The organism is Shewanella sp. SR43-8 (genome assembly GCF_014163775.1).
Taxonomy (GTDB): Bacteria; Pseudomonadota; Gammaproteobacteria; order Enterobacterales; family Shewanellaceae; genus Shewanella; species Shewanella vesiculosa.
On the sequence record NZ_JACJDX010000008.1, the window covers coordinates 246,287 to 268,801 of the forward strand.

Sequence of the window (22,515 nt, forward strand, 5' to 3'; positions counted from 1 at the left end):
CCTTACATAGCGTGCGTTAATAAACATTTATATTCGGCTACTCGCAATACGCTTTTAAGCATAATGTTAACGTGAGACATGCGCCGTTAGTCTTTTTTATCACTGCTATTTTTAGTCGCGTATTGACTGGTATCGCGTCCATCTTTATTGGTCATTAACTGCTGTAAATAGGTGATTTCTTCATCGTCTAGTAGCGAATGAGCTTTAAGTTGCGAGTGTGACGTATCATCTTTGCTGCTGGCGTTGAGTGCACCGCGCAAATAGGCTGATCGTGTGACTTGATGGATACCATACAAGGCAAACACATAGACTGTGAATAGAAGGCTTAATTGAGTTACTGCTTGAATTAACAAGGATACTGAATCGCCTAAGTAAAATGGTAAGTATACCAATACAATTCGCAGCACCCAATTAATCAAAATACCTATGGTTAATACGCTTAACCAGCGAAAACGAATAACTTGTAAGTTAGGTTGCCTACTGGCTAAATATTGTGGTCGATAGCGTGATAACAAGCGATAAATCGCCCAAGAATAACCCATGGTTTGCAGCATTAATAATAGGGGTAAAATGACTGCTAGTAGGTTAATCGTGTTTAACTCAGCGAGTGATGTAATAGTGTTTTGTAAGTTTTTAGGGGCGATACGAATATGAAACAAGATGGCTGAACTGGTGACTAAGGCAGCAAGAATAGCCCCGCCAAAATGTTTAATGATCAGTGGTTGGTAGTCTTGTTCGGTTAAGCTGCTTTTACAATATAAATACAGCATGGGCATGAGTAAAAAATAGATTGGAATGAATAACGTTAGGGCCAAATGGATTGGTATTGGAGCTGTTTCTTGTGTTAGCAACCCGGTTAAAAAATAACAACCGATGAGTAAAAATATTCCCGCGAGTAGGCTATGGCTGCGAGTGCTGCTTTGATAAATATAATGAACATACACGCCCACTCCAAGGCAATGAATGCCTCCGAGTAAGGAAAGCCACCAGTATGTTTGAATAAATAAATCGTTAAATTGGTTCATTTTCACTCTCTTGGACGACAGTGAATACTAACCTACTTTCTGCAAAGCAAGTAGTTTACGATTGTTAACCTTGCTCAGCTTTGCGAAAATGTCTGTTTGAGGCTTTTTCTGGTGGTAAACCTGGTGCAGGTTTACGCTCAGCAAGTAAATGCTTAATCGCCATAATGGGATGTGGTAATAACATTCTTGGCCCAGCAAACATCATAATTTCACGGGCTCTTTGTTTCATATGGGGTTTGTAGCAGTGCACTGGGCATTTATTACACGTTGGTTTTTGTTGGCCGTAGGGGCAACGATCTAAACGAGTGTTGGCATAGCTTAGAAACTCACTACATTGTAGGCACACATCTCTGGCTGGTTTGAGTGGGTGGTGCACTTTACAGTAGATTTCCACCATAGCTTGCATAGTGCGAAACTCATAGAGTAATTGGTCACTCAATAATTCTGCTTCAGCCATAAGGTTATCCTCGATTTAATACCTTAGTAAAATAGTCTGATATTGGCAGTGTAAGCTCGATGATAACAGCTGACAAACTGAGTGTGGTTAACTTTGATATTCGGCCCAAAATTAACTTTATATGAGGTTAAGATCGCAAAAAAGATTGAACCAGTGCTCAAATGATCGGCTATGTATGCCTTTTTACAGATTAAAATAGATAAATAGTCGCTTTTATAGTGTACATTGAAATAATAATGGTAGATGCTTAAAAAAACAGCGCGCTATCATTAACCCTTTACATTACCTCACAATAAATGTCGTTGTGAGTGAGAACAAATAGTGTGTTATGGCACTTAATCAGCAAGGTGGAAGCCTAATGAAGATCATTTTAATGCTCGTATTGGTTGCAATTGCTCTGTACCTATACAGACGCACTCAAGCAGTGGCAAAACAAGAACTTGATAAAACCGATAGCAATGCCGCTGCGCATTCGTCATCATCTGAAGTTGCTCAACCGTCATCGCCAGCCGCTACCGATACGACTGATGCAGAGCATAAGGAATTAGATAAACCGGCAGCTGATGCCGTTTTAGGCGATTCTGTAATTAATGCCCCTCAGAGCACATCGGCTACATTGGTCGATGAACCAAGTACAACCGCTAATACTTCGCCTGTCGATACCCAACAAGCAGAACTCACGACCGAGCCTGATGCAGAGCTAAATGATTCTGAAACTACAGATACCTTGAGTCATGCTAAGAGTCCATCAGTGAACGCTTCACCCGTCGATACTCCAAACATAAAACTCACGACCGAGCCAGATGCTGAGCCAAATGATTCTGAAACTCCAGAGAGCTTGACTCATGCTGAAACTAGATCCGTGGACACATCTGCGACTGCAGTGTCGACTCTCCAAGCTGGAGGATTGAGTTTGGAGTCAGCTAAAGGCGATTGGGCTAGTGAGAGTTTGCAACAGCAGGTTGAAGTAGCCAACAATGCCACAGATCTTCAAGGTCAGCATGATGGTTTAGTCAGTGTGATTAACCATTGTTATAAAATGCGTAAGCAAGCTGATTATTGCCAATATGGCGCAGCATTGCAGTTAACCTATCTAGAGGTATATCGCTCACTGCATCAGCAGCATGTGGCTCAAAAAAATACTGACGATATCAAAGCGCCAGCGTTTATGCAGTTATCAACCTTGTTAAATGATGTTGGTCAATTTGATGAAGCGCTTAAGGTGTGCCAGCAAGCACTTGAATACCAGTTAACTGATGGAACTGTCACTGGGTTTGAAGGGCGAATAAAACGCATCGAAAAAGCTAAAGCTAAAGCGAGCTAATAGGCTAATCAATACTGTTGCATGGATATCAGGTATGATATTCAAAAGGAAAGCGGACCTTGGTTCGCTTTTTTGTTGCTTCAGATCCAATGATTTTAAGGTTTAAAATGATATTAATGACCCGTACATTGACTACAATATTGCTGATAACTGCCACGCTTGTCTTACTTGGCGGGTGTATGCGTACTCCAGAATGGACCTTATTTTATGTGGCTGACCACACGCCTGTGCCGACGCAAATTGTCCTGCAAGAGCATATTTCTGGTTATTACAATTCATTAGAACAATGCCAAGCTAAAGGTGCAGGAATGTTACGCTTACAGGCATCATCATTGCCAGCAGAGAAAGCTTTTGCTTGTGGTGAACAGTGTCAGGTAAATGAACAACAGCAATTACAATGTAAAAGTCAGGTTGTTGGTGCTGTATATGATGCACTTTAAGCAAGATTTTTTTGAACAATTAGACGGATTTTATTCACAAGTTTATCCGCTACCCATCAGCAATCCTCATTGGCTTGGTTGGAGTGATGACGCCGCGAAACTGATTGGATTACAAAAACCTAATAATGAATTGCTGATGCAGTTATCGGCTAACTATGCCGCGCCTGGCGCCAGTTATTATGCGCAAGTATATAGTGGTCATCAATTTGGCGGTTACACTCCCAGATTAGGCGATGGTCGCTCAATTATATTAGGTGAAGCTATTGGCCCTAATGGTGCTTGGGATGTCGCGTTAAAAGGTGGCGGCCCAACACCTTACTCTCGCCAAGGTGATGGCCGGGCAGTAATGCGCTCTGCGGTGCGCGAGTTTTTAGTATCAGAAGCGCTTGCGGCGCTTAATGTGCCCACAAGCCGCGCATTAGCCGTTATCGGTTCCGACTTACCTGTATGGCGTGAAAGCCAAGAAACAGCAGCTATTACGGTACGCCTGGCTAAAAGTCATATTCGTTTTGGTCATTTTGAATATTTTTTTCACAGTGAAAGCGGTGATGCTGGTAAGTTGACTCAATTAGTGAATTTTACGATTCAGCAGCACTTTACCCACTTATCCGCCGATGCTGCGGGTTATAAGCAGTGGTTTTATGAGGTGGTGCAATCTACTGCAAAAATGATTGCCCATTGGCAGTCCATTGGTTTTGCTCACGGGGTAATGAATACCGACAATATGTCGATACTCGGTGACACCTTCGACTTTGGCCCCTTTGCATTTTTAGATACTTTTAAAGAAAACTTTATCTGTAACCACTCTGATCACGAGGGCCGTTATGCATTTGGCCAGCAGCCCGGAGTAGGTCTGTGGAACCTTAAACGTTTAGCCCAAGCACTCTCGCCCATTATTGATGCTGATGATTTAATTGCGGCATTAAATACTTATCAAACTGAATTAGTTAACCAGTATTTAAGCCTAATGCGCGCCAAATTAGGGCTGCCTCAAGCGAGCATTAACTCAAATACATGCACTCAGGCGGCTCAAGCTGAGCTGGATCAGCAAGATTTACAGCTCGTGGGGCAGTTAACTGTTTTACTGGAAGCGAATCAACTTGATTACACCAATAGTTTACGTCGTGTGGGTCAAATTGACCCGAGTAGCTCTTATTGTACTTTACGTGATGATATGGTCGATCTTGCAGGCTTTGATACTTGGTATCAAGCTTATCAAAAGCGAGTGGGTGAAGTGGCAGATGTCAATGCGTGGCAAGGTGATCGCAATAGTGTTAACCCGAAATACATTTTGCGTAATTACCTCGCGCAAGAGGCCATTATTGATATAGAAGAAAGTGGCGATAACAGTAAGTTATTGCAACTCCAACAATTGTTAAGTCGTCCTTTTGACGAACAGCCCGAGATGGAAGATTTTGCTAAACGCCCACCAGAATGGGGGCAAGGCCTAATTATGTCTTGCAGCAGTTAATTGAATTATTTTAGTCGAGTTAATTTATGAAATTATTGTCAGCCCAATTAGATCCCGCAGCATTAAGTCTTATTATTAAAGCTGAGGTGGATTTTGAGCAGTTTGAACGATTTGCAGAACCGCTGGCGGCGGCACTTGATTGCGAAATCCGTGAGCGCCAATGGGGCGCAGATCGCCACCAATGGTTGCTGAACTTTGAAGGCAGTCCTCTATGGTTACATTATGAGTTTTATGGTGATATTTGTTGGATATCTACCGATAGCGCTGCAGAACTAGACGTACTAGCATTTTTGTTAACGCTACTTGCTCCACATATTCAAACGACTAAAGAAGGCATACATGGATAACCGTACTGGCGCAGAATTTCATTTTCAGGCACTGAGACCCGATCTCATTCTTGATGCCATTGAAAGCATTGGTATTTTCCCTGAGACGGGATTATTAGCGCTAAACAGTTACGAAAATAGAGTGTATCAGTTCCGTTGCGACCAAGGGAGGCGCTATGTGGTCAAGTTCTATCGACCACATCGTTGGAGTAATGAGCAAATTCAAGAAGAACATGATTACGCCTTGGCTTTAGCGGCCGAAGATATTCCTATTGCTGTTCCTGTGGTTATCGAGGGTAAAACCTTATTTGAGTATCAAGGTTATCGTTTTGGACTATTCCCCTCTATTGGTGGCCGGGCATTTGAAGTTGATAATTTAGATCAACTCGAATCGGTGGGCCGTTTTATTGGGCGAATTCATCAGTATGGTGCAACACAACCTTTTAAGTACCGTGAATCGCTAACGCCGGAGATTTTGGGAGATGAGTCTTATCGCTATTTACGTGAAAGTGATATGGTTTCAAGCGCGATGCAAACGGCTTTTTTTACCGTAGTTGAGCAGGTCTTAGATAAAGCCAAGCAGATATGGCAGCAACATCGTTTTACGCCTATACGCCTGCACGGAGACTTGCACCCTAGTAATATTTTATGGACCCCAGACGGCCCCGGATTTGTTGACTTAGACGATGCAAGGCAAGGCCCAGCAATACAAGATTTGTGGATGATGTTAACTGGTGATCGCCATCAACAGTTGTTGCAACTTGATATTTTATTAGAAGGCTATCAAGAGTTTTGTGATTTTGATGCTAAACAGCTGGCTCTGATTGAGCCGTTAAGGGCTTTCAGGATGGTGCATTATAATGCGTGGTTAGCCAAACGCTGGCAAGACCCAGCATTTCCAATGAATTTTCCATGGTTTGGTGATATAAAGTACTGGGAACAACAAACGCTAGCGTTTAAAGAGCAGTTATCTACGCTCAATGAACCTCCGCTGAGTTTACCCAGTTTTAATTAACAATATTTCATAATCACTACCTAATCGTATTTAGTTACAAATACAATTAGCTAGCAATTGAGTTACAGGCTAACGCTAGACTATGATAGAGCCAGCGTATTTATATTTTGCCTATTAGAAGGAAGTAAAATGAAAAAAGCATTACTGATGGCTGCTGCACTCTTGCTAGCGCCGATGGCTGCGATGGCTGCCGATTATAAAGAAGGTGTTCATTACACTGTGATTAGTGATGGCCCTGAAACTGCCAAGCCAGAAATTACTGAGTTTTTCTCCTTTTACTGCCCACATTGTTTTAATTTTTCTAAAACTGTGGTGCCTAAAATAGAAGCGACTTTACCTGAAGGCGTAAGCTTTAATCAGGAACATGTTGAGTTTATTGGTCGTGAAATGGGTGTTGAAATGTCTCGCGCATTTGCAGTTGCGCAGCAGCTTAATGTTGAGAAAAAAATGGAAGCAGCTTTGTTTAGCGCTATCCATGAAAAACGTCAGCAGTTCACCCGTCCTGATGATATCAGAGCGATATTTATTGCTAATGGCATAGATGGTAAAGCTTATGATGCCGCAGCAAAATCATTTATGGTGAATGCCAAGATGTCTAAAATGAAGCGTGATACTGAAAATGCGAAAATTTCAGGTGTGCCTTCATTGGTTGTTAATGGTAAATATCGTGTTGAAACAAGCTCAATTAAATCTTATGACGAGTTAATTGATATTGCATATTACTTAACGTCTATGAATAAAAAGTAGTGTTAACTGCTGATATTTTAAAAGGAGCTTAGGCTCCTTTTTTGTTGCCTGAATATTTGTGATTTAAATGCTGGCAAGGGCTAGTCGTCACTTATTCGCCTGTAAAAGAGCTGCTTGGTCGCATTATTTATAGGGAGTGTATTGTGGTGGGTAGCGAGTATTACGTTGCGGCAAAAACGTTAATCAAAAGGCCGTAAGCAAAAAGTGTCAGGCAAAAAAAAACCGTATCTCTATAAAAGACGATACGGAGATGAGTTAAATAACTCTTTTTTACCCTGAGTAACATTAAAGATCCTAACATGGCGTCAAAATATTGGCAAGCGGCATTAAAGTGTCGTTTTTTATTTTTGGATTGATCAACCCAATAAAAAATAGCGTATTGATGAAACTCTTCCGCGGGCACGTGGTCTAATCTTTTGACATTAACCTTGTAGTGGCTCAACTAGAAAACTAAACAAAAAGTGAATAGTCGTGTTAAGTGGTTTTATCGATGCTTTAGACTTCTATCTGTCGAGTTATACATAACTTATTGTCGTTATTTCATCGCAATTTACATATGTTATCTTGTTGGAGGAAATCGTATGAGAAGGTTCCCTGTGTATGCACCTAAATTGATTGTTAAGCATGCGAGGATTTTTTTGAGTGGTGTTATCTGGGTAAAAGACTTAGGGTTACTTGAGTTTGATAAGGGCCGCTTTTTACAGACGAAAAAAAGCCTGCCAAAAGTTAAGCAGGCTATCAGCGAACTAAATGCCTTGATTGAAACACAATCAAAGCAGTATCAATCCATTTAGATTTCGTTATTCAATAAACCAACAAGGCCGTTGACCTTATCACTCCAAGAGTTTAGGTCCTGCTGCAATTGTTGGTTTTTTTGTGTCAATTCTTGCTGCTGTAATACTAATGCTTCATTCTTTTGCTTCTCTTCATCAAGCTCCATTTTTAGTAGCTCAATATTTTCGAGAGTTGCCTGGATTTTGTTTTCCAGTTGGGACAATAATTCAAGGCTCATGGGGAGTCCTATACGTTTCTGGATGGAATCCCGATTCTAGCAGTGACAAGGCCTATAGGAATAGCCTTTAAAACTAAGTGGCTAAAATATATTCAATAAATCGTACTATATTGTACTTTATCTGAGATCGCGCTATTTTCATCTGCCCTCTATGGTAATAAAAGACTTAGTTATGATAATTACTCGACACGATGTCAGTGAGCGAATGAGCAGTATTGTGATCCATAATGATACTGTTTACCTGTGTGGCCAAGTTGCAAATGATAAGTACGCAGACATTAATACTCAAACGGCGAGCATGCTTGAACAGGTTGATCGTTTACTGGCACAAGCTGGTAGCCGACGCGATCATATTTTATCCGCGACTATTTACCTCAAAGACATGACAGATTACGATGCTATGAACCTAGTATGGGATAGTTGGTTGCCAGTGGGCCATGCTCCTGCAAGAGCATGTGTGCAAGCTGCGATTGCGGAGCCGGAATACTTAGTTGAAATATCAGTGATTGCCGCTGTGGTAAACGAGTTATTGCCTTAAGTCAGTGATTAGCCTTAATGGATTCACTTTGATTAATTAGCGCGCGATGAAAATCAGACATGCACTGACAGTTTGTCTGTTGCAATTTGAATAAATATATTGATGCTTGTTACGTTCAATTGACGTATTTTGATTTAGGATATATGGCTGCGACTTGACATTAATCTCTAGCCTCCATAGTCTGCAAGCTCAGTTTTTAAGGTGGTATGCAATGGACATAAAATATAATTTAAAATCAGCGTCAGAGCGCCGCACAGAACCCTTTAAACCAGAAGGTGATGTTGGTTTTGGTCGACTTCGTACTGATCACATGTTTTTAATGGATTACCGTGATGGTCAATGGTGCGATCCGCGCATAGTGCCTTATGGTCCTTTTGAAATGGCGCCAGGTGCAATGACATTGCATTATGGTCAATCGATTTTTGAAGGTGCAAAAGCATTTATGCATGAAGACGGTGAGATTTATACTTTCCGTTTAAATAAAAATGCTGAGCGTATGAATCGTTCTGCCGATATTGTGTGTATTCCAAATATCGATGAAGCGATGCAAGTAAAGGCGATTAATGCCCTTATTGATGTTGATCGTTTGTGGTTCCCGCAGCAAGATGGTGCCTGTTTATACATTCGACCTTTCATTTTTGCCACTGAAGATCGCTTGTCTGTTAGCCCAAGCCAGCAATACACTTTTTGCGTCATGTTAAGCCCATCTGGTGCTTATTATGCTTCTGGGGTTAATAATGGTATTCGCTTATTAATCACGACTAAGTTTCACCGTGCTGTTTCTGGTGGCACGGGAGCGTCAAAGGCTTCGGGTAACTATGCCGCTTCTTTACGTGCAGGCAAAGCGGCAGCTGAATATGGTGCTGCGCAAGTGCTGTATCTAGATTCAACCAACACTCAAATTGAAGAAGTTGGCGCAATGAACCATTTTCATATTTTAAAAGACGGTACGGTAATTATTCCGACATTTACCGATACGATTTTAAAGTCAATCACCTCGCAATCGATTCTTGAGTTGGGCGATTTACTTGGATGTGAAGTGAGGCAAGAAACTGTAATGTTAGATAAGTTTGTTGCTGATATTGAGTCTGGCGAAATTATTGAAGCGGGCGGTTTTGGTACCGCAGCAGTAGTATCACCTGTTAGTTCATATATTTTTGAGGATGGACGCATTATCACAGTCGGTGATGGTAATGTTGGGCCTAATATCAAACGTATCTATAAAGTATTTACTGAGTTACAAAAAGGCCATATTCCTGCACCAGCAGGCTGGGTAAAGCGTATTGAGCGCGTTGCTCCATAGTTTAGCTTATTATGTTCATAATAATAAAAGCTCCCTTGGGAGCTTTTATTTTATCTTAAAAATGACGAGTGTCAGTTTTGTCGTATGTTAATAAAGTCATGCAGTCATCGGCACTTAAGGGTTTACTGAGTAAGAAGCCTTGAACTTGATCACAACCGCCTTCACGTAAGAAATTTAATTGTGCTTGGGTTTCTACGCCTTCAGCAACAACGTTAAGATCTAAACTGTGGGCTAAAGTAATAATCGCGCTAGTGATGGCGGCATCATCAGGGTCTTCAGTGATATCACGCACAAATTCTTTATCAATTTTCAAGGTATCAATAGGGAAGCGCTTTAAATAGCTTAAGCTAGAGTAACCAGTACCGAAATCATCAACAGCAATAGTTAACCCTAGTGCCTTTAATTGCGCCAATATTGCTACAGAATCTTGAGGATTGCCCATGATCATTGATTCTGTTAATTCGAGCTCTAGGGCGCTTGCTGGTAATCCAGAGACGGCTAATGCGACCTCTATGATAGAAATTATATCGGCTTTTAACTGTCTAGCCGAAAGGTTTACCGCGACAGAGATATGCTCAAAACCAAGCGCATGCCATTGTGCCAATTGACTACAGGCTTGGTTAATCGCCCAGTGACCAATCTGGTTAATGATGCCCGTTTCTTCTGCCAGCGGGATAAACTCAACTGGCGAAATAAGCCCTAGCTCTGGACTCTCCCAACGCATTAAGGCTTCAACGCCGATAATCTTTTCAGTTTTAACATCATATTTAGGTTGATAAACCAAATATAATTCGTTGTCTTGAATCGCCTTTTTTAGCCCTGCTTCTAATTGAACATAGCGGGTTGCATATTGGTTTAACTGTTCAGTATAGAATTGGAAATTGTTTCGCCCCAATGATTTAGCATGATACATGGCTGTATCGGCGTACTTAATCAACGATGTAGTATCTTTAGCATCTTCAGGATACAAACTGATACCAATTGACGGTGAGATCGTCAGTACTTTATCGTCTAGTAAGAATGGGGTTTGAAAGGCATGTAACACTTTTTCCGCAATAATAGTGGCCGCTTTAGTTTTAGCCACGCCTTCTAAAATAATGGTAAATTCATCTCCGCCCAAACGAGCAACCGTGTCGCCATCTCGTACAGCATTTTGTAGACGATGGGCGACGGCTTTAAGCAGCAAATCACCAATATGGTGGCCCATTGAGTCGTTAATATGTTTAAATCGATCGAGATCTAAAAATAATAATGCCACGATACTATTGGCGCGATGGGCTTTGGTTACTGCTTGATTTAGTCGGTCTTGAAACAGAGTGCGGTTAGGCAGTCCGGTCAGTGGATCAAAGTTAGCCAATACACGTAAATCTTCTTCAGCTTTTTTACGTGCGGTAATATCAGTAAATACTGCAACAAAGTGACTGGTTTCACCTTTATTATCGATGACTTGGTTGATCTCTAACCATGCAAGAATACCGCGTCGGTCGCGAGTTCGAATATGAATTTCACCAGCCCAATGTTTGTGTCTTAGTAGTTGGGTTTCAACAGCATTATAAAATTCTCGAGACTGCTTACCCATGGTCAAAAATAAGAAGTGCTTACCAACAACATCACGGTGTTTAAAGCCGGTTATACGGCTAAACGCAGGGTTGATTGAACGGATTTGGTAATCCAACTCGCCGACGACAACGGCTTCGTTCATACTGAATAATACTTGTGATGACAGTTTAAGTTCATTTTCGGTAATTTTACGACTCGTAATATCTTTATGTGTTCCCGCCATCCGTATGGGAATATTATTGTGATCACGTTCAACGATTTGGCCCCGGTCTAGTACCCAAGCCCATTCTCCGGGTTTGGTTTCAACACGGTACTCAGCTTCAAAAAACTCACTGTCGCCATTGAGATGCTCGTTAAGCAGTTGTTGAACCCGAGGCTTATCTTCTGGATCAATATTTTTAATCAATAGTTGATCTGTTAATGATAAATTCATCGGCTCAATCATATTAGTGCGATAAACTTTATCGTCCTTAATATTCCAATCCCACATACCGTCGCCAGAAGCCCAAAGCGCTAATTTGAGACGCTCTTCAGATGCGCGGATACTGCTGTCAAACTCGCGTTGTTTAGCTCGTTTTTTCTTTCTAGTCGAAAAAATCCAAATAATAATAAATAACCCAAATATGGTATAAAGTGCATAGGCCATCTTGGTCATGTAAATAGGCGGGATGACTGATACATTTACATTTAGTGTATATTGACTGTATCTATTGGTTCCCAAAGCATGGCGAACCATTAAGGTGTACTCACCCGGCGGCAAGTTCGTATAAGTGATGTCATTGCCGTTAGATAACTCATGCCAATCACTATCATAGCCGTCTAAAAAGTAACTAAAACGGTTTAATCCAGGGTAATTAAAATTGAGTGAGCCGATTTCAAAACTGATCAGTTGTTGTTCATAAGGCATGACAATGTGAGGTGCATGGCTTAAGTCGAGAATAGGATGCTGGTCTTCACCTACGGTGTATTTCGTTAGCGCCAGTTTATTCTCCGCTCTCTGAGTGGGAATTGTGCTGGGGTTAAACTGATTAAGCCCTCTAATACCGCCAAACCATAAGGCGCCATTCGCCTCTTTAAATTTGGCAGTACCATTAAACTCGTTAGCTTGTAGACCTTCGAATTTATTATAGGAAATAAAGCTCTGAGTACTTGGAGTAAATCGTGAAATCCCTGAGTTAGTGCTGAGCCACAAATCGTGAGCGTCATCTTCTAAAATGGCATAAACCGTATTGCTACTGTTATCCGCGTTAACGTCCATCCGTTCAAATTTAAATGTACCGTATTCAATCGTTAGCTTGTCTATACCACCATGGGTTGCTACCCAAAAATCACCGTTATCGGCCAGTAAAAAGTCTCTAACACGGTTATCACTAATGCTGTAAGGATTTTCTGGGTCGTGATTTAACAACACTAATTGTTGCGCTTCAGCAGAGAGCCTAACGACACCGCCCATGGTGCCTAGCCATAAATAACCTTGGCTAAAATAGAGCTTAATAATCTGGTATTTATAGGGTGAAAAGTCATCTTGAAAGCCAAAGTTATAAGCCATCATAGTGTGACTATATTCAGAGATGAAATATAACCCCTGTGAACTTGCTATCCATAAACGGCCTTTGTCATCAATGGTTAAACTGCGAAATTTGGTATCGGTACTAAATTGCTCATTGTTAGGTTTTACTTGTTTGAGGGTGTTGTTGTTATCGAGAGTAAACAGTCCTATATTTGTGGCAAACCACAGTAAACCTTGGTTATCTTGCACTATGTCGTGTACTACAAACGATAACTCTTCTGCTGGTATTGCTAATGTTTTAGCAAATAATTCATTAATATAGTGATATTGATGGTCATTAGGAGCTAAATATTTAAGCCCTGCACCATCAGTACCAACCCAAAGGCGTTGCTGCTTATCGCGAAAAATAGCCCGGATCATGTTTGCCATGCCTGGGGTATCAGTTTGGTAATCGTAGAGATGGCTAAAATATTGATTGGTAAGAGAGAGTTTATCAATTCCTGAATAACCAGTGCCAATCCATAAGGTGCCATTTGGATCAAGCATTAGGTTTTGCAGATTATTAGCACTGATGGTATTGAGGGTTTGCGGATTATACTTGTAATGCCTGCTATGCCATTGTTCATCAAAAAAATCCAGCTGAAAAAGGCCATTGTTATTGCCGATAGCAAAAATCTGATTGGCATTAATCACCACAAAGTCTGCAATATTACGGTTGTATCCGTAACTATTTTCATTTGTCCAAATGAGTTCTTTTTCATGGGTATCAAGATTGTAGCGCCAAATTTGATTATTAATCGCTAACCAAACTGAATAGATTGAGCTCGATTTAATTTGATTTACTGTCATATTGACCGGAATATCAAGTCGAATGATAGTGTTACTGTCGATGGCAAATATGCCATGCGCTTGAGTACCGACAACAATGTACTTATTGTCGATGTTAGCGATACTGGTAATTTCAGGAGCAATGTTATTGCCTAGGCTAACGGAGGTTATTTTTTCTGTTTTTAGCGAGAGAATGTAAAGACCTGAACGTGTGCCGATCCAAAGGGTATCACCGATAACATCAAGTTTGGTCACCTGAAGATCTAGCAAGCCTTGAGCTTTTTTAAACTGAGTAAATTTGCCTGTGGTTAAATTTAACCTATTGAGACCATTATTGAGAGTACCGACCCATAAATCGCCGTCAGGTGACTGCAAAATATCAGTGATAAAATTGCCTGAAATAGAGTTAGTGCTTTTTTGTTGTTTCAAATACAAGCTAAAGTCTACACCATTATAACTGTGCAGACCGTCTTGAGTACCTATCCATAGCATTCCCGCACTGTCCATGAAAAGGCGAGTAATAGAGTTTTGATTTAGGCCATCCTTGGTATCAAAGTGCTCAAATTTTACTTCAGTTAGGCTGTCATAAGGAGCATTTTTTTGCGCTGCAACAGACACTGAGAAACTCAATGTAATGACCAAAATTAGCCAGTGTGTTGCAAGCGTTAAGGCACGAAAATTCAAATTTCACCTATAAACATTTCATTGGAAGGCTGCGAAAAATTTTAATTATGTTAACAATGATATGCTAATTTAAGCTTTGCAGATTCAGTTGTTAACTAATTTTATCAATTGAGTTATCTGAAAACTATTTTATTTCTAAAACTGACAGTTTTACATGCTCAACGCAACAGAAAATCGTCATTTGTCGACTTTCTGACAATTAAACCTATCCAATATCCCTATTACTGTTGGTAAACTTTTATTATGTCATCAATTTGCTGGTCTTTATCTAACCAGAGCTGATTTAACCAGCGCTGAAATTCGACACGGTTTTCAGGGCTTGAAAAGTAAATTTCTGAATCCACTTTAGGCACGGGTAGCGTTTCAACACGCATAACCACTTTTTTAGTGCGCCCATGCATGACATTGGCTAATACTTTTTCTGACGTTTCTGGATACACTAAAGTGATATTGAGCAGTCCGGTAAATTGTTCGCCCATTGCTGAAAGTGTAAAAGCGATACCGCTCGCTTTAGGACGTAACAAATGGCGATAAGGTGAGTTTTGACGCAGGCGTTTTTCTTCGGTAAACCGACTCCCTTCGACATAATTAATAATGGATGTCGGCATGTGCTTAAATCGTTCACAAGCTTTGCGGGTTGTTTGAAGATCTTTGCCTTTTAATTTAGGATTTTTTTTCAGTTTGGCAGCACTGGTGCGATCCATAAATGGCATATCGAGTGCCCAGCAACCTAGACCCATAATGGGCACATAGATGAGTTCTTTTTTTAAAAAGAATTTCAACATTGGAATGTGGTTACGCAATAAGTATGTTTGGGCTGCTATATCGAAACCACTAACATGATTACTGATCAATAAATACCAGCCATTAGGGTCAAGTTTATCTAGACCTTCGACGTCCCATTCTATATTTGAGATTAAATATAAAATACCACCATTGCATGTTGCCCACGCCCACATGAATCGGTTCATTATTCGCGTTAACAGTCGACGAACGGGCAAGAAAGGCAGTAATAATTTTACCACCCCACCAATGGTCAATAAGGTGCTCCATATTGCGGTATTGATGATCAATAGTGACAGACTAATAATAAACAGTATCGGACCTGGTAGAAAAGACAGCATTCCTTGTTATACCTCTTGCTTTGCTTGCGAAGAAAATTCCTGTAACTGTAAATCTTTTTTAAGCCAAAGCTGATTGAGCTGCTCTTGAAATTCAATTTTAAACTCACGATCTTTTAGGTAATCACCTCGCATCTTCTGAGGAATATCAGTGATTTTGATGTCGACTCTCACCTCAGACAACCCGCCACTGATATATTGCCAATATGTGGGTACCGTATCAGGGTAATATATAGTGACATTAACCAGCTTGTTAATGTGTTCACCCATGGCTGAGAGAGCAAACGCCATACCACCAGCTTTAGGTTTTAAAAGATGTTGAAAAGGTGATGCTTGTTTATCGTGTTTAGCTGCAGTAAAACGCGTACCTTCAACAAAGTTCATTATACTCACAGGCTTAGTTTTAAATTTTTCACATGCTTTACGTGTGATTTCAATGTCTTTCCCTTTCAATTTAGGGTTTTTGCGCAATTGTGATGTGCTATAACGGCGCATAAAAGGAAAGTCTAATGCCCACCAAGCCAAGCCTAGTACGGGCACAAAAATCAGTTCTTGTTTTAGGAAAAACTTTAAAAAGGGGATCTTGCGATTAAATACTCGTTGTAAAATGAGGATGTCGACCCAGGATTGATGGTTAGCAATAACCATATACCACTCTTGTTCCGAAAATGATTGATCACCTGTAACGCGAATACGCATCGGATGAAAAATAGCTTCGATGACGGTATTGACGCTAATCCAAGCTGTGGCGCAATTATCAAGAATATAGCTGCAGATTTTTTGGCAAATACCAATAGGGATCAATTTTACAAAACTAAATGCTAAGATCGGGATGGTCCAAAAAATGGTATTAATGACATAACATAAGAATGCGATTGAACCTTTGATTTTCGAAAGCAGCGACATTTGTATCTCCTATTAAACGGAGTGCTATGTTACTCGTAGTCGCTGTTTTGCTCAATCAATACGATAGGTTAAATTACGCTTATTGCTGATTCAATTTTGCCAGTAATCGGTCCATTGCCCTATAGCCAAGGGCTTGAGCAATATGACTGCGTTCGGTGGTTGGTGATTGCTGTAAGTCGGCAATGGTGCGAGATACCCGTTGAATACGATGAAAACTGCGAACAGACAACCCTAAACTCACCACACTTTGCTCCAAAAAAGCCAAATCTGCTTGAGTTATCCCGCCGTCTTGTTTGAGTTGTTTTGGGCTTAATTCACTATTCAATACTCCAGACCGGTTGAGTTGTCGATCGCGTGCTTGTTTAACCCGTTTAGCGATTTCAACGCTGGACTCACTGGGTTGATGTTGTTGGGTTAAGGTGCCAGCTGGCAGTTTGGGTACATCAACGGTTAAATCGAAACGATCCAAAAAAGGTCCCGATAGACGTGATAAGTAACGTTGAATTTGATCAGGGGTAGAACGAGTACGTTCCGTATCGCCACAGGGGCTGGGGTTCATTGCCGCGATGAGTTGAAATCGACTCAAAAAAGTCAGTTTAGCGGCTGCGCGTGATATCTCAACTTGACCGGTTTCTAGTGGCTCTCGCAGGCAATCTAATACTTTTCGAGGGAACTCAGCTATTTCGTCAAGAAATAATATACCACGGTGAGCCAACGATATTTCCCCAGGTTTTGGATGACTGCCACCACCAATAAGCGCAATCGATGATGACGTATGATGCGGCGAGCGAAAAGGGCGGTTAAGGAAACTTTGTGGTTTAATATGTAATCCGGCGACAGAGTGAATGGCAGCCACTTCAATGGCCTCATCGTAGGTGAGTTTGGGTAATAGTGGGATAATTCGATTAGCTAACATGCTTTTTCCTGTGCCAGGGGGGCCTATGAATAGCATGTTATGTCCCCCGGCAGCTGCGATTTCTAATCCTTGTTTGGCTTGATATTGACCAATGACATCGCTCATGCAAAGTGATGATTGCTGTTGCGGCTCTTCTTCAATCCACTCGGGGAGAGTATCGAGTAAAGGTAATTGTGCTTGACCGTGTAGAAATGCAGCTAAGTTTTGTAAGTGGGCGACAAAATAACTGTGATGATAGCCAACGAGCTCTGCCTCATGGCGATTTTCGATAGGCATAAAGAAATGATGCTGATCGTTACGGGCGGCAATAATGGCAGGTAACAAGCCACTGCAAGGGCGAATTTGACCGGAAAGAGCCAGTTCACCGACAAATTCACATTGATGTAATGCTTTGGCTGGGACTTGATTTGATGCTGCGAGAATCCCAACGGCAATAGGCAAATCATAGCGACCGCCTTGCTTAGGTAAATCTGCTGGCGCTAGGTTGACAGTGATCCGTCGTTGCGGGAACTCAAATCCTGCATTAATTAACGCGCTTCTGACCCGCTCTTTAGCTTCTTTAACTGACGTTTCTGGCAATCCCACCAGATTAAATGCTGGTAAACCATTACTTAAATGGACTTCAACTGTGACTCTCGGCGCTTCTACACCGCAACTCGCTCGGGTAAATACACAGGCAATCGCCATTAACAATTCCTTTTGTTTGAATAATATACAAATCAACACGTGATTATAGTCTAGCAGCGATGTGTTTTTTTGCGTGATAAAGCCCAAATAACTCAGATATAATTATGCTGGCACGCTAGTTTAAATCACTGATGTTGAGTAGAATACCGCGGCTTTATAGTACGAGAGGCTTGTTAATCAATAGGCCTTTTGCTGTGAAACGCTATAATCATATTCCATCTGTCGTTATTTCTATTTGTATTGAATCATTAGCTTTATTGATTTTTTATTTAAATCAATCGCTTTGGTTTTACATTTACCCATTTTGTAACAATGATATGTCCATACATTCCTGATATTTTGGCTAGTATTCAGGTAAAGGTAAACTATGAGCCTCTCTGATAATTTAGTCATCATCTTGTGCCTCATCGGCATTAGTTGTTTTTTTTCTATGTCCGAAATTGCCCTTGCGGCGTCGCGTAAAATTCGTCTGCAATTAATGGCTGATGAGGGCGACTTACGTGCAGCCAAAGTGCTGAAACTTCAAGCTCATCCCGGTAGTTTTTTTACCGTTGTCCAAATCGGCCTCAATGCGGTGGCGATCATGGGCGGTATCGTTGGAGAGTCTGCTTTTAGACCTCATTTTGAACAACTATTGTTACCTTTATTAGGCAACGAATGGGGTTTACAACTGAGTTTTGTGTGTTCATTTATCACAGTTACATCCTTATTCATTCTATTTGCTGATTTAATGCCGAAGCGGATTGCCATGGTGATCCCTGAGCAAGTCGCGGTCACTTTTGTGATGCCGATTATTTTGTGTATTAAAGTGTTAAAACCTTTCGTGTGGATTTTTAATGGCCTGGCCAACGCGATTTTTAAATTGTTGCAAGTGCCTACAGCGCGAAACGATCAAGTTACTCATGATGATATTTACGCCATGATGACCGCAGGTACTGAAGCTGGTGTAATGGATAAAGGTGAGCAGCAAATGATGGAGAACGTGTTTGAAATGCAGTCGGTATCGGTAACCTCTGCAATGACGGCGCGTGAAAGTTTAGTGTATTTCTTACTGCAAGATAGTGAAGAAGTCATCAAACAAAAAATTGCTAAGAATCCACATAACAAGTTTATTGTTTGTGATGGCCAACTGGACATGATCAAAGGTTTTGTTGATGCCAAAGAGTTGCTCATTAGGGTGATTAACGGCGAGAACATCACCCTAAAAGGCAGTACCTTAGTGCATAACTGTCTGATCATTCCTGATACGTTGACCTTGTCTGAGTCGATGGAATATTTTAAGAATAATCGTTCCGACTTTGCGGTGGTCATGAACGAGTATGCTTTAGTTGTCGGCATTGTGACCACTAATGACTTACAAAGCGCCGTGATGGGGGCGTGGTCATTACACGAAAGTGAGGAGCAAATAGTGGCTCGTGATGGCAATTCTTGGTTAGTCGATGGTGTGACGCCTATCACTGATGTGATGCGCGCTTTTAATATTGAAGCCTTTCCGCATAATCAAAATTACGAAACCATTGCTGGTTTTATGATGTATATGTTGCGCAAAATTCCTAAACGGACTGATTTTGTCAATTACGCGGGTTATAAGTTTGAGGTAGTCGACATTGATTCATATAAAGTGGACCAATTACTGGTTACTCGTTTAGATATTGAGATGCCACCTCTACCTTAAGTATCGTCTATCCGCTTAAGCCTAAGTCGCCTCGGTACGATTAAATGATGTCTAAGAACGCACTAATGATTGGATCATTGGTGCGTTTTTCTTTGCAGCAACAGCCTAATTCAAAAGGAGGAATCGGCACCGGTGACCATAAGGTTTGGATACGTTCTCGCACCGGACTGTTGTGGATCACCGCTTCTGGGCTAATACCAACCCCACAACCGAGTGCGACCATAGAGACAATCGCTTCCTGACCGGATACTTGAGCATAAATATTGGGTTTAATCCCCATCTGCTTAAACCATAAATCGATTCTTTTTCTGCCGGGACCATGGTCCGGTACGATATAAGGTAATTTAGCCCAGTCAATTTTTGGCTGATTGACCCATTGCTGAACTTGGCATTGTATTGTGGGTGCAATGACAGAAATCGGTACTTTATCAATCGGGGTAAAATGCAAACTGCTGGGGAGCACCTCTGGCAATGCAATAATGGCAATATCAGCACGATTCTTTTGAATTTGGCCGACTGCATTTGCCGGATCTCCGGTGTTGAGATTGATGTCTACATGGGGATGTTCACGTCTAAAGCGATCTAACAGTGCCGGTAAATGGCTGTAAGCTGCGGTCACCGAACAATACAGATTAAGATTACCGCGTAACACCTGCTGATTGGGATCAATCCGACTGCGTAGTTGGGTCCATTGCGCTAAAGTTTGCTCCGCAAAACCTTTAAATTCAATGCCTGCATGGGTAATAGTGACACTGCGATTGTCACGCTCGAACAATTTACTGCCTACTTCTTCTTCTAAACGCTGTAGAGCACGGCTTAACGTCGAGGGACTGACATGAGATTGCTCTGCAGTTTTGGCAAAATGCAGGCTATCGCACAAGTGTAAATACAATTTAAGTGAGCGAATATCCATAACAGTACCTTAAAGCACAAATTCAGTTGAGTATGAGGTTCATTAGTCCATGTTGCATTAATTGCAACGTGACGTCCCGAATATATCATTTTAAGCAATCATATGCATGCGCTATAGTGATTTCAATCACAACGCTTAAGGTCGCTGACTTATAAGATGTTGAGTCCCAAATTATTAAATTTTAAAGGTGGTATCAGATGGCTAACTATTTTAACTCTCTGAATTTACGTCAACAATTAGCTCAACTAGCACAATGCCGCTTTATGGACCGTACTGAATTCAGTGATGGTTGCCAATATATTAAAGATTGGAATATCGTTATTTTAGGTTGTGGCGCACAAGGCCTTAACCAAGGTTTAAACATGCGAGACTCAGGGCTGAACATTTCTTTTGCCTTGCGTCCGCAAGCGATCGCTGAAAAGCGTGCCTCATGGCAAAAAGCGACCGATAATGGTTTTAAAGTCGGCACCTTTGAAGAGCTTATTCCTGCAGCTGATTTAGTGTTAAACCTAACACCAGACAAGCAACATACTAATGTTGTTAATGCGGTTATGCCATTAATGAAACAAGGTTCTACGCTATCTTATTCACATGGTTTCAATATTGTTGAAGAAGGCATGCAAGTTCGTCCAGACATTACTGTTGTTATGGTTGCACCTAAGTGTCCAGCGACAGAAGTTCGTGAAGAATATAAGCGTGGTTTTGGCGTACCGACCTTGATTGCTGTCCATCCAGAAAATGATCCTAATGGTGACGGTGTAGCCATTGCTAAGGCTTATGCTAGTGCAACAGGTGGCGACCGTGCCGGTGTATTAATGTCCTCGTTTGTGGCTGAAGTTAAGTCAGACTTAATGGGCGAGCAGACCATTTTATGTGGCATGTTACAAACGGGTGCCATTTTAGGCTACGAGAAAATGGTCGCTGACGGTGTTGAACCTGGTTATGCCGGCAAGTTAATTCAACAAGGTTGGGAAACGGTTACCGAAGCACTTAAGCACGGCGGCATTACCAACATGATGGACCGCTTATCTAACCCAGCAAAAATCAAAGCATTTGATATGGCTGAAGAGTTAAAAGTTATCCTTAAGCCATTATTCGAAAAACACATGGATGACATTATTAGCGGTGAGTTTTCTCGCACTATGATGGCAGACTGGGCAAATGATGACGCTAACTTACTGCGTTGGAGAGCGGAAACTAACGAAACCGCATTTGAAAATGCGCCAGTGTCATCTGAACATATTGATGAGCAAACCTACTTCGATAAAGGTATTTTCTTAGTGGCGATGATCAAAGCCGGTGTTGAGCTGGCATTTGATACCATGGTTGCCGCAGGGATTGTTGAAGAGTCTGCTTACTATGAGTCGTTACATGAAACCCCTTTGATTGCGAATACTATTGCACGTAAGCGTTTATACGAAATGAACGTAGTGATTTCGGATACGGCAGAATACGGTTGTTACTTGTTCAACCATGCTGCCGTGCCAATGTTACGTGATTATGTGAATGCCATGCCAGCGGCATATTTAGGTGCAGGGCTGGATGTTTCATCAAATGGTGTTGATAACAAACGTTTGATTGAAGTGAATGAGCAAATTCGTCATACCGACGTTGAATTCATTGGCGCAGAATTACGCGGTTACATGACCGACATGAAAGGCATTGTGGAAGCGAACTAAGTACTAATTACCAAGTGTTTAATTGAACTGATGTTGTACCTGTTCAGAGTTTTGGCTGGAAATACAGCTCCGTTGTCGGACAGGCATCAATCGAAACGCCTTTATCCTCCTGATTGAGGCGTGGGGAAAACAAATAGTTAGAGTGAGTTCAACTTGATTATGTCGTTGAACTCATAGGTTAAGTTTTTGTTGTTGTTTGCATTGTCTCGGCAGGGAAGCTGAATTTTTTTTATAAAGACAATTTATTAGTTGTGCTAAGTAAATCTTTTATGGTACTTGTTAGTAATACCGTAACGTTATTTGAACATAACTAAACAAATTATTTACTAGAAACTTAGGATACAGTCTAAAACATGCTAAACCATGCAGCCATGCTCA

Annotated in this window: 19 protein-coding genes; 11 read left to right on the forward strand and 8 right to left on the reverse strand. The window is 41.2% G+C overall.

The features are described from left to right. Positions 1-86: 86 nt before the first annotated feature. Together H5114_RS12510 and H5114_RS12515 are read right to left on the reverse strand one after the other, a co-directional pair. The gene (locus H5114_RS12510; protein ID WP_182723109.1) at positions 87-1,025 is read right to left on the reverse strand and encodes a hypothetical protein; all 939 of its coding nucleotides are present in this window, start codon (positions 1,023-1,025) and stop codon (positions 87-89) included. Positions 1,026-1,089: 64 nt separating this feature from the next. Beyond that, positions 1,090-1,482: a nitrous oxide-stimulated promoter family protein gene (locus H5114_RS12515; protein ID WP_182723110.1), complete on the reverse strand. Its 393-nt coding sequence runs from the start codon at positions 1,480-1,482 to the stop codon at positions 1,090-1,092. A 358-nt stretch (positions 1,483-1,840) separates the two neighbouring features. Here H5114_RS12515 and H5114_RS12520 point away from each other — a divergent pair, with 358 nt between their 5' ends. The 7 genes from H5114_RS12520 to H5114_RS12550 all read left to right on the forward strand — a co-directional run bounded on the left by H5114_RS12520 (position 1,841) and on the right by H5114_RS12550 (position 7,599). Next, positions 1,841-2,806, forward strand: coding sequence for a hypothetical protein (locus H5114_RS12520; RefSeq protein WP_182723111.1), 966 nt, complete (start codon positions 1,841-1,843; stop codon positions 2,804-2,806). 179 nt (positions 2,807-2,985) lie between these two features. Then, positions 2,986-3,246 (forward strand): hypothetical protein, encoded by a 261-nt coding sequence (locus H5114_RS12525; protein WP_124017518.1) that lies wholly within the window; start codon positions 2,986-2,988, stop codon positions 3,244-3,246. Further along, complete coding sequence (locus H5114_RS12530; RefSeq protein WP_182723127.1) at positions 3,236-4,717, forward strand: YdiU family protein; 1,482 nt, start codon at positions 3,236-3,238, stop codon at positions 4,715-4,717. Before H5114_RS12525 ends, H5114_RS12530 begins: the two co-directional genes overlap by 11 nt. A gap of 26 nt (positions 4,718-4,743) precedes the next feature. Then, complete coding sequence (locus H5114_RS12535; RefSeq protein ID WP_124017519.1) at positions 4,744-5,064, forward strand: DUF3630 family protein; 321 nt, start codon at positions 4,744-4,746, stop codon at positions 5,062-5,064. Beyond that, complete coding sequence (locus H5114_RS12540; protein WP_124017520.1) at positions 5,057-6,058, forward strand: serine/threonine protein kinase; 1,002 nt, start codon at positions 5,057-5,059, stop codon at positions 6,056-6,058. Before H5114_RS12535 ends, H5114_RS12540 begins: the two co-directional genes overlap by 8 nt. A gap of 129 nt (positions 6,059-6,187) precedes the next feature. After that, positions 6,188-6,805 carry a thiol:disulfide interchange protein DsbA/DsbL gene (locus H5114_RS12545; protein ID WP_124017521.1) on the forward strand — a complete coding sequence of 206 codons (618 nt, stop codon included), beginning with the start codon at positions 6,188-6,190 and terminating at the stop codon, positions 6,803-6,805. A gap of 581 nt (positions 6,806-7,386) precedes the next feature. After that, positions 7,387-7,599 carry a DUF1107 domain-containing protein gene (locus H5114_RS12550; protein ID WP_124017522.1) on the forward strand — a complete coding sequence of 71 codons (213 nt, stop codon included), beginning with the start codon at positions 7,387-7,389 and terminating at the stop codon, positions 7,597-7,599. On the opposite strand, the gene H5114_RS12555 is transcribed toward H5114_RS12550, so the two are convergent. Further along, positions 7,596-7,817: a cell division protein ZapB gene (locus H5114_RS12555; RefSeq protein WP_124017523.1), complete on the reverse strand. Its 222-nt coding sequence runs from the start codon at positions 7,815-7,817 to the stop codon at positions 7,596-7,598. The two genes, H5114_RS12550 and H5114_RS12555, sit on opposite strands and share 4 nt — an antisense overlap. 172 nt (positions 7,818-7,989) lie before the next feature. Here H5114_RS12555 and H5114_RS12560 point away from each other — a divergent pair, with 172 nt between their 5' ends. Together H5114_RS12560 and H5114_RS12565 are read left to right on the forward strand one after the other, a co-directional pair. Beyond that, positions 7,990-8,355 carry a RidA family protein gene (locus H5114_RS12560; RefSeq protein ID WP_124017524.1) on the forward strand — a complete coding sequence of 122 codons (366 nt, stop codon included), beginning with the start codon at positions 7,990-7,992 and terminating at the stop codon, positions 8,353-8,355. A gap of 211 nt (positions 8,356-8,566) precedes the next feature. Further along, positions 8,567-9,658 (forward strand): branched-chain amino acid aminotransferase, encoded by a 1,092-nt coding sequence (locus H5114_RS12565; protein ID WP_124017525.1) that lies wholly within the window; start codon positions 8,567-8,569, stop codon positions 9,656-9,658. 55 nt (positions 9,659-9,713) lie between these two features. Here the strand turns inward: H5114_RS12565 and H5114_RS12570 are convergent, their stop codons facing one another. The 4 genes from H5114_RS12570 to H5114_RS12585 form a co-directional block, all read right to left on the reverse strand. Beyond that, entirely contained in the window at positions 9,714-14,174 is a 4,461-nt protein-coding gene (locus H5114_RS12570; RefSeq protein ID WP_182723128.1) for an EAL domain-containing protein, read from the reverse strand. 287 nt (positions 14,175-14,461) lie between these two features. Next, the gene (locus H5114_RS12575; RefSeq protein WP_124017526.1) at positions 14,462-15,364 is read right to left on the reverse strand and encodes an acyltransferase; all 903 of its coding nucleotides are present in this window, start codon (positions 15,362-15,364) and stop codon (positions 14,462-14,464) included. A 6-nt stretch (positions 15,365-15,370) separates the two neighbouring features. Further along, positions 15,371-16,267 (reverse strand): acyltransferase, encoded by an 897-nt coding sequence (locus tag H5114_RS12580; protein ID WP_182697785.1) that lies wholly within the window; start codon positions 16,265-16,267, stop codon positions 15,371-15,373. 79 nt (positions 16,268-16,346) lie between these two features. Next, on the reverse strand, positions 16,347-17,870 hold the full coding sequence (locus H5114_RS12585) for a YifB family Mg chelatase-like AAA ATPase (RefSeq protein WP_182723112.1): 1,524 nt from the start codon (positions 17,868-17,870) through the stop codon (positions 16,347-16,349). A 367-nt stretch (positions 17,871-18,237) separates the two neighbouring features. Between H5114_RS12585 and H5114_RS12590 the strand changes: the two genes are divergently transcribed. Then, positions 18,238-19,545, forward strand: a complete 1,308-nt coding sequence (locus tag H5114_RS12590) for a hemolysin family protein (protein WP_124017529.1) — start codon at positions 18,238-18,240, stop codon at positions 19,543-19,545. 40 nt (positions 19,546-19,585) lie between these two features. Here H5114_RS12590 and ilvY read toward each other — a convergent pair whose 3' ends face one another. After that, positions 19,586-20,458, reverse strand: coding sequence for an HTH-type transcriptional activator IlvY (gene ilvY / locus H5114_RS12595; protein ID WP_182723113.1), 873 nt, complete (start codon positions 20,456-20,458; stop codon positions 19,586-19,588). A 197-nt stretch (positions 20,459-20,655) separates the two neighbouring features. Here ilvY and ilvC point away from each other — a divergent pair, with 197 nt between their 5' ends. Then, positions 20,656-22,137, forward strand: coding sequence for a ketol-acid reductoisomerase (gene ilvC / locus H5114_RS12600; RefSeq protein ID WP_124017531.1), 1,482 nt, complete (start codon positions 20,656-20,658; stop codon positions 22,135-22,137). The last annotated feature ends 378 nt before the right edge of the window (positions 22,138-22,515 follow it).

Excerpts from the sequence above, each read along its gene's own strand:
- H5114_RS12510 (WP_182723109.1), bottom strand. The coding sequence starts at position 1,025 with ATGAACCAATTTAACGATTTATTTATTCAAACATACTGGTGGCTTTCC.
- H5114_RS12515 (WP_182723110.1), bottom strand. The coding sequence starts at position 1,482 with ATGGCTGAAGCAGAATTATTGAGTGACCAATTACTCTATGAGTTTCGC.
- H5114_RS12520 (WP_182723111.1), top strand. The coding sequence starts at position 1,841 with ATGAAGATCATTTTAATGCTCGTATTGGTTGCAATTGCTCTGTACCTA.
- H5114_RS12525 (WP_124017518.1), top strand. The coding sequence starts at position 2,986 with ATGCGTACTCCAGAATGGACCTTATTTTATGTGGCTGACCACACGCCT.
- H5114_RS12530 (WP_182723127.1), top strand. The coding sequence starts at position 3,236 with ATGCACTTTAAGCAAGATTTTTTTGAACAATTAGACGGATTTTATTCA.
- H5114_RS12535 (WP_124017519.1), top strand. The coding sequence starts at position 4,744 with ATGAAATTATTGTCAGCCCAATTAGATCCCGCAGCATTAAGTCTTATT.
- H5114_RS12540 (WP_124017520.1), top strand. The coding sequence starts at position 5,057 with ATGGATAACCGTACTGGCGCAGAATTTCATTTTCAGGCACTGAGACCC.
- H5114_RS12545 (WP_124017521.1), top strand. The coding sequence starts at position 6,188 with ATGAAAAAAGCATTACTGATGGCTGCTGCACTCTTGCTAGCGCCGATG.
- H5114_RS12550 (WP_124017522.1), top strand. The coding sequence starts at position 7,387 with ATGAGAAGGTTCCCTGTGTATGCACCTAAATTGATTGTTAAGCATGCG.
- H5114_RS12555 (WP_124017523.1), bottom strand. The coding sequence starts at position 7,817 with ATGAGCCTTGAATTATTGTCCCAACTGGAAAACAAAATCCAGGCAACT.
- H5114_RS12560 (WP_124017524.1), top strand. The coding sequence starts at position 7,990 with ATGATAATTACTCGACACGATGTCAGTGAGCGAATGAGCAGTATTGTG.
- H5114_RS12565 (WP_124017525.1), top strand. The coding sequence starts at position 8,567 with ATGGACATAAAATATAATTTAAAATCAGCGTCAGAGCGCCGCACAGAA.
- H5114_RS12575 (WP_124017526.1), bottom strand. The coding sequence starts at position 15,364 with ATGCTGTCTTTTCTACCAGGTCCGATACTGTTTATTATTAGTCTGTCA.
- H5114_RS12580 (WP_182697785.1), bottom strand. The coding sequence starts at position 16,267 with ATGTCGCTGCTTTCGAAAATCAAAGGTTCAATCGCATTCTTATGTTAT.
- H5114_RS12585 (WP_182723112.1), bottom strand. The coding sequence starts at position 17,870 with ATGGCGATTGCCTGTGTATTTACCCGAGCGAGTTGCGGTGTAGAAGCG.
- H5114_RS12590 (WP_124017529.1), top strand. The coding sequence starts at position 18,238 with ATGAGCCTCTCTGATAATTTAGTCATCATCTTGTGCCTCATCGGCATT.
- ilvY (WP_182723113.1), bottom strand. The coding sequence starts at position 20,458 with ATGGATATTCGCTCACTTAAATTGTATTTACACTTGTGCGATAGCCTG.
- ilvC (WP_124017531.1), top strand. The coding sequence starts at position 20,656 with ATGGCTAACTATTTTAACTCTCTGAATTTACGTCAACAATTAGCTCAA.